This window comes from Nitrococcus mobilis Nb-231 (assembly GCF_000153205.1).
Taxonomy (GTDB): domain Bacteria; phylum Pseudomonadota; class Gammaproteobacteria; order Nitrococcales; family Nitrococcaceae; genus Nitrococcus; species Nitrococcus mobilis.
This window is the reverse complement of the sequence record NZ_CH672427.1, coordinates 2153588-2169385: the sequence shown is the minus strand read 5'-3', so window position 1 is coordinate 2169385 and position 15798 is coordinate 2153588. Positions and strand designations below refer to the sequence as shown.

Genomic DNA, 15798 nt, shown 5'->3' with positions numbered 1-15798 from the left:
GACGAACACGAGTCGGTCGTCAGCCGAGCGATCCGCCGTGGGCCCATGGGGGGCGGCATCTATCCGCCGCGGGGGCCTGTGGCCCGCCGGCAGGTTGTCGGTGCATCGGGGGCGACACGCGCACAACCGCTGCACGATTTGAGCTAGGGAATACAAGGCTGACGAATGTTGACGGGGATTGCAAGTCGGATGCGGCAGGCGGGTGAGCGTCACTTTCGTTCAGTCAAACACCAGCCGCGCCACTATTTACTTACTGAGCCGCCCCGACTATCCCGGCGTCGATAACCACGGCATCGACTCCGACCTCTATGGCCGCGATACCAAAGAATCGTCCAAGCGGGTGACCGCCAGGGCCTCGCTGTGGGGCATTCGTCAGCTCCAGCAGATTGGCGGCTCACCCGTGACGATGTGGCGGCAGCTGAGCCGACTCATGGAGCTAAAGGGCATCGACCAGGACCCAGGTCTGGCGCTAGTGGAGAAAGCTCGGGAAGCGGCCGACAGCGGCGGCTAGGCCGCGCTCGTGGAGGGTGATAAACGGGCCGACGGCCAAACGGACGGGGCAGCCCGTCTCGCTGCACAAAGAGTGGAGCGATCAGCCGAACCGCTATAGTGAGCCCGTAGGCTACAGGGTGCGGGGCTCGCCTGTGGTGAGCAAATCGTTCGCACCCAAAAGCAGACCTGGGAGCTTCGCATGCGCTATAGCATGAAAGATTTACGCCCAGAGGTTGCCGATCCCTATAGCTTAATGGGAGGTCTCAGCGAAAGGCCGGCGTTCTTTACTATTAAGGGGTGGACGCGGCCCTATCGTATAGGGGAGGCGCTAGACGACCAAACACAGAGAATTAATGGTGGCCAGGGGCGGAATCGAACCACCGACACGGGGATTTTCAGTTCTTTATATTGCGCCACACTGGTCCACCTCACCTGACGTGACCCCAGCTTAGGGTGTTTGTGCTGTCTATCCCTAAGGGCTTGGGTGAATGCTTGGTCCTCAAGCATCTCCTGCGGGGTGTGATTTTTAGACAAGTAGCAATAAGCTTGGGATCGCCTCTAGATTCTGGTGTGAGTCGAAGCGATGCTCACCGCTGATGTGGTGGGTTAGTCCTGCAATCAGTTGGAAAGACCTTGTCGTTGTCAGGGAGCAGTCGGTGGATACGAAACGACCACTGGCCGAGGGGCTGGATTCGTCCACCTTGAGCGCGAGGCAAACCCAGGGGATCGCCGATCGATGGCCACAAGCAAATACCGGCGCGCTAGTGGGTAGGCTCACGCTCTTATCGGGCATCTCCAGGAGGTGTTTTCTGACATCTACTAAAACACGCGGGATCCGGCGGTTATTACTAACCTTAACGGAAATGCCAAGCCGCAATAACACAGGAAATCACCCCAAATACTATTAATATGTAATAGGGGTACCTATATGATGATTTTATTCTCGTGTACCGAGGTATTTCGAGGTATCCCTCCGTCTCATTCATGTTTATAGCAGCTCTTGTATATCCTTTTTCAGCGCCTCTTAGAGCCCAAACAAGTATCACCCCAATAACAGCCATGACAGAAAAAACAATTGTCAATGGTAGTTTTCCGCCATTTTTAGATGCTGCAGTAAGAGCAATTGCGATAGCGCCCCAGTATGTAAGAGGAAGTTGCCACATGCGGGCACCGTGCAATGCGATTCTACTTTGAAGAACTTTAAGCTGCACTCTCCTTGATTCGATTTTTTCTTTTTCTTCCACATGAACTCCTATATCGCACTAATAGTCACGCATTCACTCTTGTGTGGGTGCTCGGCAGCGTCCTTATCGTCAGTCACCTCTCTCCCTCATCTGCCGCCGATCATGCTTAGTGTTCAACGCCTTAGCTTAGGTGCCGGTAACTTCTCATTAACCCCGGGCGTACCGACGCTTAGGTACTGAGCTCCATTGCGCACATGATACACCGGAGCTCGCGCCGTAGGGGATAGACCCAGACGGCTTTCTTAGGTGTTTAGTCTCGGCATTTGATGGACGTCGAGCTTGCCCTGATCCTGGGGTCCCACCGACTCGATGCCAGTTCGCGGCTTGGTCGACGGCGCCGCGCAAGCGCGGCCGCTCGACGAAGGTCTCTAGGCGCGCGGACCGATAACCGTAACGCGGCTGGGCAAGCGCACGGCTTCAGGGGCCGGCCGAGGGATGTGCGTAGTTGATCGCAGCAGGCTCGCTGTGTGCGCCGAAGATCGCGCTCGGCAGCCACGGGATTGTGCTGGCGCCGGCGAGCCGGTCGAGCAGATAGGCCCAGAACGAGAGGCCATGCTTGCGGCAGGTCTTTTTGAGACTGGCGAGGGTATCGCGGCAGCGCCGGCCGGCGGCGCTGCGGGTCGAGCCGCTGATCTTACGCCTTTTGACGTACTCGCGGATGTCGCGCTCGGCGAGATTGTTGTGCAGCGCGAGCTCGGGGCTATCGAGGGCGCGCAGCAACTCGGCACCACTGTTATGCAAGCGCTCGAGCGCGCGGTTAAGACTCTCGAAGCAGGTCTTGGTGGTGCACAGCGCCTCGAACCGGGCCTCGATCGCACCACGTGCCGCGGCGTTCGACTCGGCCTTATAGGCTTTGAGCGCCTGATAGATCGTCCAGGGCTCGCTACGTGCCCAGGCGAGTGCGGCGCGCTGATCGGCGTTGAAGCCGAGCAGTTTCTGGATGCCGCGCTCAACATGGATCCAGCACAGCGCGTGAGTCAGGACATTGAACTGTCCGGCGTCGTCGCTGACGATGACCCGCTCGGGGTTGATCCCGGTGGCGATCACCGTGCCGAGCAGCGCGCCCTCGGTGACGATGCGCACATGGCGTTCGTTGCTGATCCCAAGGCGCTTGAGCGTGGCCTGCCACGCGGCGTAATCCTCGATCGCACTCGGCTCGAGCGCCGCGAGCCTCGCCAACGGGGCTTGTGGCAGCCCTTGGTCACGCATGTAAGCATGCGCCTTATCGTTGATAAGGTAACGTTCGTCGCCGGCACGCAGCAGCTCGAGGAAGTTGATACGGCTCTTGGAGGCCGTGCTCGCGAAGAAGGCGAACAGCTCATTGCCGATGTGGGTGCAGAAGCTGTTGCGACCCTGGTGACGGGCGCCGGTGTCGTCGACATGGACGAACTTGCTGCATTGCAGGGCGACGCGCAGCAGCGCCTCCTTCTCGGTGTGAAAGGCCGCGTGCGGCTCGGTGATGAGCCAATTGAGCTAGCCGGCGGAAATCTCGATGCCCCATTCGCCGAGCTGCTCGCGCAGCAGCGGCTGGGTGACGTGGGCGTGGTGGTACTGATAGAGGATGAACGCGCGCAGTGTCGGCCCGAAATGCCCGCTGCCAAGCGCCGCCGGCAGTTGCCCACGCAGCATCTCGCCCTGTGGCGTCACCCAGCGTTCGAGCCGATAGCGGGTGTTGTGCGCGCCGATGTGCAGATCCTGGACGGTGAACTCATCGTAGCCCTTGAACCGGCTGCCCGCAGGCGGCGCCGGCACGGGCGCGAGCACGATCTCATCGTGGATCTCGAGGCGCTGGGTCTTGCTGCGTTTGTGCTTACCTCGGCGTTTGTCCTTGTGCCTCTCGGCATCTTGTTCCGCGCTCTCCAGCTTCGAGGGCTTAATCGGCGGCTTCGGGTTGCCGCCTTTCAAGCGCGCGATCTCATCGCGCAGCGCCTGGCTCTCCTCATGCAGCTGATAGCAGATCTCCAGCAGCAGCAGGACCGCCGGGGTGACCTCCTGAGGCGGAAAGTCGCTGATCTGAGGAGGCTTGCGAGAACCGCTCGTGCTCATGCTTCGCAGTCACGCACGATCGGCGAAGTATGTCCAGCCCCCGGAACCCCTTTTTGACACTTCTGTGCCAGGGGTTAATGAGAAGTTACGTTTTTAGGCTATAAGTCGTTGTTTCTGCAGGTGACATCCCTCGCGAAACGCCTGGGTTGAAAACCTCTCCCCTGTTTTTTGCCATAACCTCTCCCCTTTTTTTCTCGTTTTTTCAGCGCCTTAATAGTCCTCGTGGTATCGGAATCCATGAGGAGACACGGATATATGTCACCTGATCATTTTCTGACGGAGGTGGAAGCAGCCGAGCTTCTGGGGCTTTCGAAAAACACCCTGCGCGCCTGGCGCGTCAGCGGGCGGCCTCACGGCGATCCGCCCCCACCGTTCGTAAAGTGGGGGCGCGCCGTGCGGTATCCGCTCTCGGACCTTCTTGTGTGGATAAACGCCGCGCCCCGACAGCGCACCACCAGCGAAGCGGAGGTGGGTGCATGATGGAGCAAGCCGTTTCCGCTTCAGCCCCTGCAGGTCCGAGGCGCTTCGTTGCAGCCGAGCAGTTGACATGGGGCATCGGCGACGGAGAGGACCGGCGGTTTCGCGAGCGAATCTTCCGCCGTGTTCCTAGCCCATCTTTAACGCTCTCTGCCTGATTTCGGGCTGATTTGGGCGTGTATGCGAAGAGAAGTTATTGATTCGTATAGTGGCGAGGGTGGCGCGCTGGATGTAGTGCCATAATATTTGTTGTTATCCCTTGTGCGGAGCGCCCGCCCACGCTAGCCTCGCGGGCATGTTCATCCGCCGCACCCAGACCCGCAGCACGGCCACCGGCGAGTCGTATGTCACGTATCGTCTGGTGCGCTCCGAGCGGCGCGCCGGTAAGGTCCGCCAGCGCACCCTGTTGAACCTGGGGCGGCACTTCCCAGTGGCGCAGGCACACTGGTCGGCGTTGTGTGCGCGCATCGAGCAACGGCTCAGCGGCCAGGCGGCGCTGTTCGACGAGGAGGGGAAGGGCCTCCCGCTCGCCGTCGAGCGCCAGGCCGAGCGTATTGCGGCGCGGCTGCTCGCCGAGCAGGGCGGTACGCCGGCACCGGCCGATGCTGGCGGTGTACCCGGCGGTGGGGGTGACGTGCAGTCGGTGGACGTGGACTCGCTCTCACTGGTGCGCCCGCGCTCGGTGGGCGTCGAGCAGCTCGCCCTGTGGGCGCTGCGCCAGGCGGGCTTGGAGGAGCAGCTCCAAGCGCTGGGGCTGACCGGCCCGCAACGTGCGGCGGCGCTGGGGCTGATCGTTGCCCGCATGGCCGCCCCGGGCTCGGAGCGGGCGACGTATCAGTGGCTCGCCCGGCGCAGCGGCCTCGGCGAGCTGCTGGAGGTGGACTTCGAGGCGATGAGCCCGATGCAGCTCTACCGTACCTCCGATATCCTGCTGCGCCACCGCGCGGTCCTCGAAGGGCATCTGTTCGCCCGGGTGAGCGATCTGTTCGCGCTCGCCCCGACAATCACGCTCTACGATCTGACCAACACTTACTTCGAGGGCGAGGCACCGGTCAATCCGGCCGCGCGCCACGGCCACTCCAAGGAGCGGCGCAGCGACTGCCCGCTGCTCACCCTGGCGCTGGTGCTCGATGCTGCGGCTTTGTGCGCCGCTCGCGGGTCTTCGCTGGCAATGCGGCCGAGGCGCAGACCCTCCAGGGGATGCTCACCGGCCTCGCGGCGCCCGCCGGCGCGCTTGTGGTCATGGACCGCGGGGTGGCCACCGAGGCCAACCTCGCCTGGCTGGCCGAGCAGGGCTACCGCTATCTGGTGGTCAGCCGCGAGCGCCGCCGCGCGGTCGATTTTAAAGAGGCCATCACCCTCGACAACGCCGGCGGGCAGGCCGTGGAGCTACTCAAAGTGCCCTCGGCCGATGGCCAGGGGGTGCGCCTGTATTGTCGCTCCGAGGGCCGCGTGCGCAAGGAGCAAGCGATCGCCGGACGCCTGATGGACCGCTTCGAGGCTGGGCTCGACAAGCTTGCGACCGGACTCAGCCGGCGGGGCACCACCAAGCGCATCGACAAGCTCTGGGAGCGCATCGGGCGGCTCAAGGAGAAAAGCCGCGGCCTCGGCCAGCACTACCACATTGAAGTGATCGCCGGTGACAGCGGCGAGCGCGCCCGTGCGATCCACTGGCAGCGCCTGCCCGTGAAAGGCTCTCTGGTCACCGAGCCGGGCGTCTATTGCCTGCGCAGCAACGAGACCGGCTGGGACGAGAAGACAATGTGGCGCACCTACATCATGCTCACCGACCTTGAGGCGGTCTTCCGAAGCCTGAAATCGGAGCTCGGCCTGCGCCCGATCTTCCATCACAAGGAAGAGCGCGCCGAGGGGCACCTGTTCATCACCGTGCTCGCCTATCAGTTCGTCCAGCTCATCCGCCACTGCCTCGCCGCCCACGGCATCTGCGAGCGTTGGAGCACGCTACGCGATACCCTCGCCGGCCAGTGCCGGGTCACCGCCACGTTCAACCGCGGCGATGGCCGCACCCTGCACGTGCGCAAGGCCACCCGCGCCGAGCCCGATCAGGCGCGAATCTATCAGGCCCTCGGGGCCGATCCCGCCCCGGGCGGCGTGCAGAAAACAATCGTGTGAGCCCGCTGATTTATAAAATGAACGTAATGTAGTGCCACTCGCCGCCGCGGCCGATCTTAACTCTCTGAGTATCGCGAAGTTATTTTTGGGGACGTTAAACTTGGGCTAGCAAGCTTGCCAAGGCCGCAGCCAAGGAATACGTCGCGATCCATGAGCAACGAGGAAAGGTGGCCGCCAACCTATGTCTTTTGGAACTGGAGGAGCAGGTCGATTCCATCCCGTTCTCACTCAATGTAAGCGATGATGAGTTGATCGAATGGGCCAAGCGCCGGGAAAAGCGGGCTCGGGAGGTGGTTGGTCAGCTGGTGGATTTGCGAACCGCTTACCAAGCGCTCGCGGATACGGCGCAGCGTTACGGCCTCGCGCCACCGGACCCGGAAAAGCACGGGTTAGAAGGTGCGGTAAAGCGCCTCTGCGACGAACAATGGTGGCGGCGAAAGCTGCGTCAAGTCCATGCTCAGGCGCTAGAAGGCTTGGCGATTCAGTGGGGCCTGGTCCATAAGCGCGCCGGCATATACATCAGCGACGAAAGTTTCAAACGCTATCAGCAAAAGCGCACCCGAAACGCGCAGCTCTTCCAAGTGGCGGAGCTTATCAATGACCTGGGCCAAAAATACACGCTGGCTGAGCTGGTGGCACTCTCCACTGCCAGCCTAAAGAACCGGCGCAATGAGCTGATGGCCCGGATGGCGGGCTTTCAAAAGCTCGCTTTCATGCTAGGCCACGCGCCCGAGTTCTATACCCTCACTTGTCCGAGCAAGTACCACCCGCGCCATAGCGAGTCATGCGAGCGCAACAAGCGCCACGATCCCGATCTCACGCCAAAGGCTGCGCAGGATTACTTGAATCGCCTGTGGTGTCGTATCCGTGCGAAGCTCAAGCGCTCGGGCATTGAGGTTTATGGCTTTCGGGTGGCCGAGCCGCATCACGCCGGGACGCCGCATTGGCACACGCTCCTATTCATGGCGCCCCAGCATGTGGAAGCCGTGCGAGCAATCTTTCGGGAGCATTGCTTGGCCGAAGACGGCGACCAGCCGGGAGCCGAGAAACGACGCTTTGACATACGGGTGATTGACTACAGCAAGGGTACGGCGACCGGTTACATTGCGAAATATGTTGCCAAGAGCGTCGATGGCCACGGCATCGACTCCGACCTCCACGGCCACGATGCCAAGGTATCGTCTCAGCGGGTGACTGCATGGGCCTCGCTTTGGGGCATTCGCCAATTCCAGCAGATCGGCGGGCCCCCGGTAACCGTCTGGCGACAGCTGCGCCGACTTGCCGAACTAAAGGGCATTGACGAAAACCCCGACCTAGCGCTGCTGGAAACGGCCCGCCAGGCAGCCGATAGCGGCGATTGGGCTGCATTCGTGGAGGTAATGAACGGGCCCACGGCCAAGCGAGCGGTACAGCCGGTCAAGCTGCACAAGGAATGGGGCGATCAGCCAAACCGCTATAGCGAACCAGTGGGCTATAGGATCATCGGGCTCGCCTGCGGCGCGCAAGTCGTTCGCACCCGAAAACGGGTCTGGGAGCTTCGAATCCACTATAGGGGGGAAGGCGGGCATCTAAAGGACAAGCCAGACCCCTATAGCTTAAAAGGGGCACCCGGCGACGGCGGGGAACCCTTTACTTTAGAGGATCCAAGTGGACCCTTTAGGATCGAGGGGCCATCCAAGGAAAGAAATCAGAGCGGCGCTTGGGAATTCCACTACGGCGACGTAGCAGCCTACAGCTATGAGTTGAGGAAGGGGCTGTTAACTCCGGCTGCTGCGCGGCGCGAGCGGCAGCGAGCGTTGCGCCCTTGGAGTCCTGTCAATAACTGTACGCGCGCTGAGCCGCCGAACCACGAATTAACAAATAGCCACTCGACGGGGTCGGAAAAGACTACCCATCACTCAAGAACATTACCTCCGGTCAAAGGCATAATCGCCAACGCAAGCACAGTCATAAAGCGCTTTGATTGACGTTGCGGCATCTATTTCCGATCGAACGGATGCTTCCTTCAGGTCGAGAATGCGAAATGCATCGCCCACCTTCGCGACCGCGTCGATCCGACGGAAAATCTCTTCGTAGGCCGCTGCGTACTTTGCGAGCCCTTTCAGCTTCGGGATCGAGTCACTGAACTGGGTTCCGTGCGGGTCTACGATGTCGGCGGCAATCGATCCGTCCGGCAACTCTGCGAAAAAGATGAAGTCGGGGCGCATGATCTTAACGTCACCACCCTCCTCATAGGTCGCGCCGAGAGAGTCCTGACTGGCACGAGAAGGATTGCGATACCACGCGATCGTGCCCGGACGCTTCAGCTCAGCAGACACCACATCTCCTTCCCAGGAGTTGAAGTCCTCGGGGAACATACCGTCGGCTGCACACAGCAGGTGCCGCTCGAAACGCGGAAGTGGTTTCTGCGACCCGTCAGCTTCGCGGACGGTGGTAGGCTGCATCCAAGATGTTGGTTTAGCCAGGTCGACATCGAGAGGATGCGTGCTCATCTCTCGTATCTGGCGGTAGACCTCCTGGCGTTCGTCGGAGAGGCTCTTGATCTCAACACGGTATTTCGTGAGCCACTTGTTCGCGAGGCTTTCGGCCTCGGCCTCCAGGTAATCCTTCACTTCCGGTACCAGCCCGAGAGCAGCGACCGTGACGCGAGCCTCGATCAGAGCGGCTTCAAGGTCATCCTCGTCGCCCTCCGCCTTCGCGAGAGATTCGCTATAGGACGTCGCGAGAGCTGGGCTGATGGCTCGTCCAGCCCGTCGGTATGCGTCGTCGATTACGGCGAAGTCCGCGGTCTCGACGAAGTCGTCGAATGACATCTCTCGCGTCTCGAGATTCGTCTTGAGGCTCTTCCCTTCGACAGTGAGCACGGTCTTTCGCGCCTTCGCGATCTCCGACTTGTAACGTTCCCTCGCGCCGTTCAGCACCTTGTGCATCTCGGCATGGGCTTTCTTGCCGGCTTCGGGCAGCAGCCCATCAGCCGCGAGCTCATGAGCTAGCGACGTGAGCCGTTTGACCGGCTTGGCTCGCCGCTTCGGGAGAGACTGCGAGGGAAGCGAGAGCAGCTTGTCCCAGACGTGCTCCGGAATCGCCGGGTTCGGCTTCATCTCCTCGGGATTGATCAGCACGCGCCGACCGGGAAGCTCCTCGCCCCCGTCACCGCCAGACGTCAGCGCCTTCGCGACGTCCTTCACGGACTGCGCGTCGAAGAACGGCAGCAGACAGTCCACGGCGTTCAGCCGCTCGTTACCCGGAATCCGCCTTGCGAGTGGAGTGCGCACCATCCGGCCGAGAAGCTGTGTGATATGGGTTGTGTCCTTGGCGGGGCGGAACGACACCATCACCTCTGCCCGCGGACAATCCCAGCCAGTGCTGATTGCATCCTTCGCGATCAACACTCGCACCCAGGTCGATTCCTGCACGCGCTCCGGCGAGATGTAGGGGATCGAGTGGCTGCCGAAGGTCTGGGTCGTGTGGTCCCCGAACACGTGGGCCACGGCGTCGTCACCAAGCTCGGGCCAGCGCTCGTAGATCGTATCGAGCGCACGCCCGATTTCGTCTTGGTCTGGCGCGTTCGGCACCTGCAGGACCATCAGCGGCACCACGGTGTCCGCGTCGTCCTGCTGCTTGGCGTACTCCTCCCAAGCGGCCGTGATCTCCTTCAGCTTGTCGGTTCCGCGCCGAACTAGCACGGTGTCAAACTGGCCGACGTCGTTGGGCACATCCAGAATGAGCGCGTCCTTCAACAGGCCCGAGGCCTGCACCTTGCCAGAATCGACCACCACGTTCGGAAGGGTGGCGCGGCCCTGCATGTCGGCCATCGCGGCGTTGAAGCGCTCGACCGTCGCCGAGATGCCGAGAACGATCGGGATGCCGGGCACCGAGCCGGACCCGTTGATCAGCCGCTTGACGATGGTGGGCTTCTCGCCGCCGCCGTTCCCGTTCGAAGCCTTCATGCCACGGTGCGCCTCGTCGAGCACGAGGTAGAGGGTCAAATCCGGGTCCTCGATTGTGTTCTGTATCGTGTCCCAAATCGTAAACGCACGCATGTCGGGCATGACAATCTGGCCACTGGCGGTCTCGACGCCCGGATCGTCCGAGTCATGGCCGCGCACCAGAAGGCTCGACTTGCTCAGCTTCTGGGTGTTAAGGAAATAGACTTTCCCCGCCTCGAGCTTCTCTCGGCTGAAGTTATTCTGGACGATGACCAGGTTCGATAGCGTGAGCCGATCTGACGCCTCACGCAGGCGGAAATGCGACTGCGAGTTCAGCGCGGGGTCGTCGCTGAACCAGATCACGACGGCGCCGGGATCGGGCTCGAAGTCGAAGTTGTCGTCGCCGTGGAACAGTGCCTCAAACACAGCCGCGGCCATGACGGTCTTGCCAGCGCCCGTGGTCGCGGTGAGCGAGAAAGCATGCCGGTCGCCATCCTCGTGCCAGCGCTTCGCAGCCTTGCGAAGGTTGGTGAGCACGTCCTTGACGGCATCGTCCTGATAATCTTTGAGCGTGAACTTCATGGCTTAGCGGCCCATCGAAAAGCGGAAATTGGATAGGTAGGACTCATAGAGCCGGATCGGCTCGACCGAGTCGGGCAGCCTACGCGCGACGGACTGGAAACGCCCGTCGTCGTCGGTGACGATATAAGCGATGCGGAGACCCTCGCGCGCATCGACGGCGTCGCAGAACTCAGCCGAGCGGTCCAGATCGATCAGGAGGCCATAGGTGTCGGCGACGGCCCAGCCCTGCTCCGGCGGTCCATCGATGCGGCTCCCTTCGGCGCCAGCGCGCATCCAGAGGAGCGGCGCGACGCGCTGGAAGGCGAGGTTGTGGTGAACCGCGACCGGCGTTTCGTAGGTTAGCGTGAAGAACTCTGCATTCTCCTCGAACCCTTCAGCCATCGGGAATTCGTCAGTGAACTTGTAGTCGCCGTCGATGTCTTCGCCCTCGGGCGTCTTGCCTGTGATCGCCGCCCTAAGCCGGGGCTTCGTGATGTAATCGCAGATGCCGATTTTTTCCCATTCTGGGTCTCCCGGCCGATGGCCTACCTTTCGGAGCGCAACTTGCTCGTCAGCGGCGACCTCGTTGTTGGTGACGGAGATGCACTGGCGCCCGCCGCCGTCCTGTCGATTGAGGCGCATCACGGCGTGGGCGGTCGTGCCAGAGCCGGCGAAGAAATCAAGTATTATCGCATCCGGATTTTTTTTAACGAAGAACCTAAGAGCGTCTTCAACGGCATAAAGCGACTTAGGAAACGGGAAACGTCGATCAGGCATTATCGTGCTCAGCAGGGTCGTTCCATGGCTACCCGCATCGTGAGCTGTCATATTCCATACGGTGCGCGGTGCCGCAGCACGTGCCCCCTCTGCGTATCGGACAATGAGCGAACCGTCTTCCGCTCTTCCTGTAACCTCTAGAGTCCCGTTTTCGATGGCTGCCAACTGATTGAACGAAAGGTAATAAATCGGAACAGAATTCTTTGACAAATCGATTCGGCCAGTACGGACCGCCCCCTTATCCATGAGCGACCTAAGAGTTGCTGGCACTACCGACCAACTGAATTGTTGGGTTCGATTTGATGGAGGCCAGATTGCAACGGTTTCGATCGGCGCAGCGTTTGGACTTTCTTCTCCTAAGGAACGTCTGAACTATTCGAGCTGAAGTCAAACGCATTCGTCTCTGACGAGAGGAAGGGTAAAAATGCTCGGTTTCCCGCCGCCGAGTGCTGATTTACGGGGCCGTTTGGCGCCGCTGAACCCCTTTCCTGAGCAAGCAGGCGGAGTTTGCCTGTCAGCTCGTCATCAGTTGCCTCCTCACCAGATACAGATTCGTCAGGCCGATCAGCGTGAACACCTGGGCGGCGTTCTTGGCAAGCCCCTTGTAGCGCACCTTGGTGTAACCGAATTGGCGCTTGATCACCCGGAAAATGTGCTCCACCCGGGCACGGACCGAGGAGCGCTTGCGGTTGGTGCGCTTGTTCGCACCGGTGAGTTTGTGCTTGGAGCTTGCCTTCAAGGACACGCCCCAGTAGACACCCGCCCGGCGCGCCGCGCGCTTAAGGGTGTTATCGACGTAGCCCTTATCACCAAAGACCGCGCGGTCGTCCTCGCGCAGCAGGCGCGGCAATTGGCTGATGTCCGAGGCGTTGGCTGCAGTCACCGAAACCGTGTGAGCAAGGCCGCTGTTGACATCGGCCCCCACGTGGATCTTCATGCCGAAATACCACTGATTGCCCTTCCGCGTCTGGTGCATCTGCGGGTCGCGCCGGCGCGCCTTGTTCTTCGTCGAGGCCGGAGCGTGCACAATCGTGGCATCGACCATAGTGCCGCCCTTGAGCAGCGCCCCGCGCTCGGCGAGCACGTCGTGGATTACGTTCATCATCTGGGCAGTCAGGCCGTGGCGCTCCAGCAGGCGGCGAAACTTCAAAATCGTGGTCTCGTCGGGCAGCGCGTCGTCGATGAGCTCAAGCCCGGCGAAGCGGCGCATCGACTCGATCTCATAGAGCGCATCCTCCATCGCCGGGTCGGAGAGCGCGTACCACTGCTGCATGAAATAAATACGCAGCATCGACTCAAGCGGCATCGGCGGGCGGCCACGCCGGCCCGCCTTGGGGTAGTGCAGCTCAATGAGCGCCACCAGTTTTGCCCAAGGCACCACCTGCTCCATCTCGGCGAGAAACTTCTCCCGGCGCGTGCGCCGCTTCTTGGCCGCAAAACTCATCGAAGCAAAGGTGGTTTGTTTCATCGGTTCCGCCTGGGTCGGTGGCAATGCCGCAATTATACTGGCGTGGCCGGGAATAGTTCAGAGTCTCCCTAATAAGACGGTATCGCCGATCGAGTGAATTCCAGACCCGTCCTTGTACACATAAATCGGATACCATGAGCCCGGATTATTGCTGCGGAGGCCTTTTCGTCCTGTTCTTGCGAGCCCTCTCCAGCGGACTTCTTGGTCCTCCCCATAATCCCGAGCATTTAGCATGTCCCAACGCCAACGTGAGATCGAGATGTCCCCGAGTTTGACGAAAAATATATACTCATCAATTCTCGCAAATTCACTTGATCTGGCTGTTCCTTTTGGATTTATAACACTCGAAACCATCTGGATGTCGGCTTCTGGGAAAATTTGTTCAAGAAGCAAGCCAAGCCGAAGAAATTCTTTTTCATCAATTGTGACAATTAGAACCGAGGATTCTTGACGCAACAATTCCCGCGCAACCTTGAGGCGGCGCTCCATGAAGGCAAGCCATTTGGAGTGACGATAAAGATCCTCCCCTTCAACGTAATCGTTGTTGTATTTCCAGTCGCGAGCGCCGGTGTTATAGGGAGGATCGATATAGATCGCGTCGATCTTCCCGCGATGCGTGTAGGTCAGCGCCTCAAGAACATGGAAGTTCTCACCGTTGATCACGGTGTGATACGGCTTGTCACCGCCGCGCTCGACCTTCCCAGTGCTGACCAGCCCCGGATAAATGTAGTCGCGGAACTCTGCCACGACGACCAGATCATCGGTTGCGACGTTGGCCGTCTCAGGCTCCCCAGCGTCGATGAGCGAGACGTGCGCTGTTCGCGTGCCATTCATTTCGTCGATGCCAGGCACCTTCCACAAGCGCTGATCGCCCTTGGCCGTAGACCCGCGCGGCGGCAGGATGCGCACCTTGTCGCCCCGGCGGATCGGCCGCCCCGGCAGCTCGACGCTCTCGGGGCGGTGCCTTTCGAAGTTGAGACCGAACGCGCGCCGCGACGCCAGCGCCTTAAATTCACGTTCCAGCTCGTCTCCAAGAGCCCGATCTTTCGCCTTCGCCCGTGCGATCAGATCCGTCAGTCGCGACACTCTGAAACCTCTTATTTGAATTCTTGACCATTAGGACGCACTCGTGCGATCCAAATTTCTGCCCGGCCACGAGCTCCCCAGCATATGACGAACAGAGCACACCTCTCGGTTTGAACATGAAGCTCGGCAGCATCGTGCGCGAAGGCCAGCTGGCGGTCCTCCAGCTGCTAACCCGGCGGGAATTGCCCGCGCGAATTTTGGTCGCTAAACGAACACCGTTTACATGGCGACTACACAAATAAAAACGGCTCACGCAAATTTTGCGTAAGCCGTTGTTTTTTATTGGTTCCGGTGCGCCGACTCGAACGGCGGACCTACTGATTACGAAACAGATATATCGTTTGGCGTGCTTCCAAATTGCTTCCATGGAAGGCAAAATTTTGAGAGAAATTACTATAAGTATCTGGTTTTATTGGTGGCCAGGGACAGAATCGAACTGCCGACACGGGGATTTTCAGTCCCCTGCTCTACCGACTGAGCTACCTGGCCATGGGGCGCTTTATTCAACCCGATTCGTGTAGGCGCCGTCAAGGGCGAGTGCGATCATCGTGCTAGGCCGGGGCAAAACGGTAGACGCCCTGCGTATCGCGAGAGCGGGAGAGTTCGCCGGTGTGCCATAGGCGGTGCAGATGGGCGATGGCCTCGCCCATGGCGAAGAACAGGGCATAGCTATCGAGTTGGCGCCGAAACAGGATCGGCAACGTCTCGGCGGCGCTGAGCGGCGTCTCGCTGCATGCCGAGCGCAGTCGATCCAAACGCGCCTTGTGATGCCGTTCAAGCGCCGCAATCCGCTCGTGCAGACCTCTGAATGCGTTGCCATGAGAGGGCAGCACCAGGACATCCGCGGGAAGGCGGCGCAGCCTTGCCAGCGAGTCCAAATAGCCGGCGAGCGGGTCGCCATCGGGCTGCTCGGGGCGAACGCTGATGTTGCTGGAAATTCCCGGTAAGATTTGGTCACCCGAGATGAGCCAGTCCTCGTCCTCGCAATACAGGCAAGCCTGCTCGGGCGAGTGGCCCCGGCCGATAATAACCTTCCAGCGTCGGTCACCGATTTGCAGTTCGCTGCCATCGGTTAGATATTCGTCTACGCTGGCGACGCCGGCCAGCAAGGGTCGGTAGAAGTTGCCGCGGGCGACTAACCGTGCTCGGCGCTCCGCCTCGAGGCCATGGTCGGCGAAAAGCTCATCGATGCGCTTGCCTGCCTGCTCATCAGAGCAAGCGTACAGACTAGCGGCCGCGTCCTGTTCGGGCCGAGTAATGCACACCTTGGCCCCGAAGCGTTGCTGGAACCAGCTGGCCAACCCGTAGTGATCGGGGTGGAAGTGGGTGATCACGATGCGGTGCAGCGGCCGGTCGGAGAGCACGTTGGTGATGAGCAACTCCCAGGCTGCTCGGCTCGGTGGCAGCGCAACGCCGGCGTCGACCAGTGTCCATGCCTGGTGGTCTTTGAGCAGCCAGGCATTGACGTGATCGAGGGCGAAGGGCAGCGGTAACCGCAGCCAACACACCCCGTCGGCGACGGCGCGCCAGCCGCCGATGGGCGGTGCTTGGAGCGGATACTCGAGCCGGCACTTCATGCTTTTAG

The 15798-nt window shown here is 60.7% G+C and carries 11 protein-coding genes, 1 tRNA gene and 1 pseudogene; 4 read left to right on the top strand and 9 right to left on the bottom strand.

What is annotated here, in order from left to right:
- Window positions 1-202 precede the first annotated feature (202 nt).
- Entirely contained in the window at window positions 203-511 is a 309-nt protein-coding gene (locus NB231_RS09885; protein ID WP_005002310.1) for a hypothetical protein, read from the top strand.
- Between the two features lie 835 nt (window positions 512-1346).
- Here NB231_RS09885 and NB231_RS18585 read toward each other — a convergent pair.
- The 3 genes from NB231_RS18585 to NB231_RS17755 all read right to left on the bottom strand — a co-directional run bounded on the left by NB231_RS18585 (window position 1347) and on the right by NB231_RS17755 (window position 3782).
- Entirely contained in the window at window positions 1347-1736 is a 390-nt protein-coding gene (locus NB231_RS18585; RefSeq protein WP_156776972.1) for a hypothetical protein, read from the bottom strand.
- A 417-nt stretch (window positions 1737-2153) separates the two neighbouring features.
- Window positions 2154-2945: an IS66 family transposase gene (locus NB231_RS17760; protein ID WP_005001415.1), complete on the bottom strand. Its 792-nt coding sequence runs from the start codon at window positions 2943-2945 to the stop codon at window positions 2154-2156.
- Window positions 2946-3209: 264 nt separating this feature from the next.
- Window positions 3210-3782 (bottom strand): hypothetical protein, encoded by a 573-nt coding sequence (locus NB231_RS17755; RefSeq protein ID WP_005002302.1) that lies wholly within the window; start codon window positions 3780-3782, stop codon window positions 3210-3212.
- A gap of 255 nt (window positions 3783-4037) precedes the next feature.
- Between NB231_RS17755 and NB231_RS09875 the strand changes: the two genes are divergently transcribed.
- The 3 genes and pseudogenes from NB231_RS09875 to NB231_RS16905 all read left to right on the top strand — a co-directional run bounded on the left by NB231_RS09875 (window position 4038) and on the right by NB231_RS16905 (window position 8359).
- On the top strand, window positions 4038-4262 hold the full coding sequence (locus tag NB231_RS09875) for a helix-turn-helix transcriptional regulator (RefSeq protein ID WP_005002300.1): 225 nt from the start codon (window positions 4038-4040) through the stop codon (window positions 4260-4262).
- A gap of 292 nt (window positions 4263-4554) precedes the next feature.
- Window positions 4555-6392, top strand: a pseudogene (locus NB231_RS20440) (IS1634 family transposase).
- A gap of 167 nt (window positions 6393-6559) precedes the next feature.
- The gene (locus NB231_RS16905; protein ID WP_050756091.1) at window positions 6560-8359 is read left to right on the top strand and encodes a replication endonuclease; all 1800 of its coding nucleotides are present in this window, start codon (window positions 6560-6562) and stop codon (window positions 8357-8359) included.
- On the opposite strand, the gene NB231_RS09860 is transcribed toward NB231_RS16905, so the two are convergent.
- The 6 genes from NB231_RS09860 to NB231_RS09835 all read right to left on the bottom strand — a co-directional run bounded on the left by NB231_RS09860 (window position 8300) and on the right by NB231_RS09835 (window position 15790).
- A complete protein-coding gene (locus NB231_RS09860) occupies window positions 8300-10903 on the bottom strand; it encodes a DEAD/DEAH box helicase (RefSeq protein ID WP_005002291.1) in 2604 nt (867 codons plus the stop codon). The genes NB231_RS16905 and NB231_RS09860 overlap by 60 nt on opposite strands.
- Window positions 10904-10906: 3 nt before the next feature.
- Window positions 10907-11905 (bottom strand): DNA methyltransferase, encoded by a 999-nt coding sequence (locus NB231_RS09855; RefSeq protein WP_084766297.1) that lies wholly within the window; start codon window positions 11903-11905, stop codon window positions 10907-10909.
- Window positions 11906-12173: 268 nt separating this feature from the next.
- Window positions 12174-13127 carry an IS5-like element ISNmo4 family transposase gene (locus NB231_RS09850; protein ID WP_005002289.1) on the bottom strand — a complete coding sequence of 318 codons (954 nt, stop codon included), beginning with the start codon at window positions 13125-13127 and terminating at the stop codon, window positions 12174-12176.
- 57 nt (window positions 13128-13184) lie between these two features.
- Entirely contained in the window at window positions 13185-14213 is a 1029-nt protein-coding gene (locus NB231_RS09845; protein ID WP_005002288.1) for a DNA methyltransferase, read from the bottom strand.
- Window positions 14214-14626: 413 nt separating this feature from the next.
- Window positions 14627-14702: transfer RNA gene (locus NB231_RS09840), tRNA-Phe, on the bottom strand.
- 62 nt (window positions 14703-14764) lie between these two features.
- Window positions 14765-15790, bottom strand: coding sequence for an MBL fold metallo-hydrolase (locus tag NB231_RS09835; RefSeq protein WP_005002285.1), 1026 nt, complete (start codon window positions 15788-15790; stop codon window positions 14765-14767).
- Between the last annotated feature and the right edge of the window lie 8 nt (window positions 15791-15798).

Bases quoted from the DNA above. Each gene is read 5' to 3' on its own strand.
- NB231_RS09850 (WP_005002289.1), bottom strand. From the start codon at position 13,127: ATGAAACAAACCACCTTTGCTTCGATGAGTTTTGCGGCCAAGAAGCGG.
- NB231_RS17760 (WP_005001415.1), bottom strand. From the start codon at position 2,945: ATGCGTGACCAAGGGCTGCCACAAGCCCCGTTGGCGAGGCTCGCGGCG.
- NB231_RS09855 (WP_084766297.1), bottom strand. From the start codon at position 11,905: ATGGATAAGGGGGCGGTCCGTACTGGCCGAATCGATTTGTCAAAGAAT.
- NB231_RS09875 (WP_005002300.1), top strand. From the start codon at position 4,038: ATGTCACCTGATCATTTTCTGACGGAGGTGGAAGCAGCCGAGCTTCTG.
- NB231_RS09860 (WP_005002291.1), bottom strand. From the start codon at position 10,903: ATGAAGTTCACGCTCAAAGATTATCAGGACGATGCCGTCAAGGACGTG.
- NB231_RS09835 (WP_005002285.1), bottom strand. From the start codon at position 15,790: ATGAAGTGCCGGCTCGAGTATCCGCTCCAAGCACCGCCCATCGGCGGC.
- NB231_RS17755 (WP_005002302.1), bottom strand. From the start codon at position 3,782: ATGAGCACGAGCGGTTCTCGCAAGCCTCCTCAGATCAGCGACTTTCCG.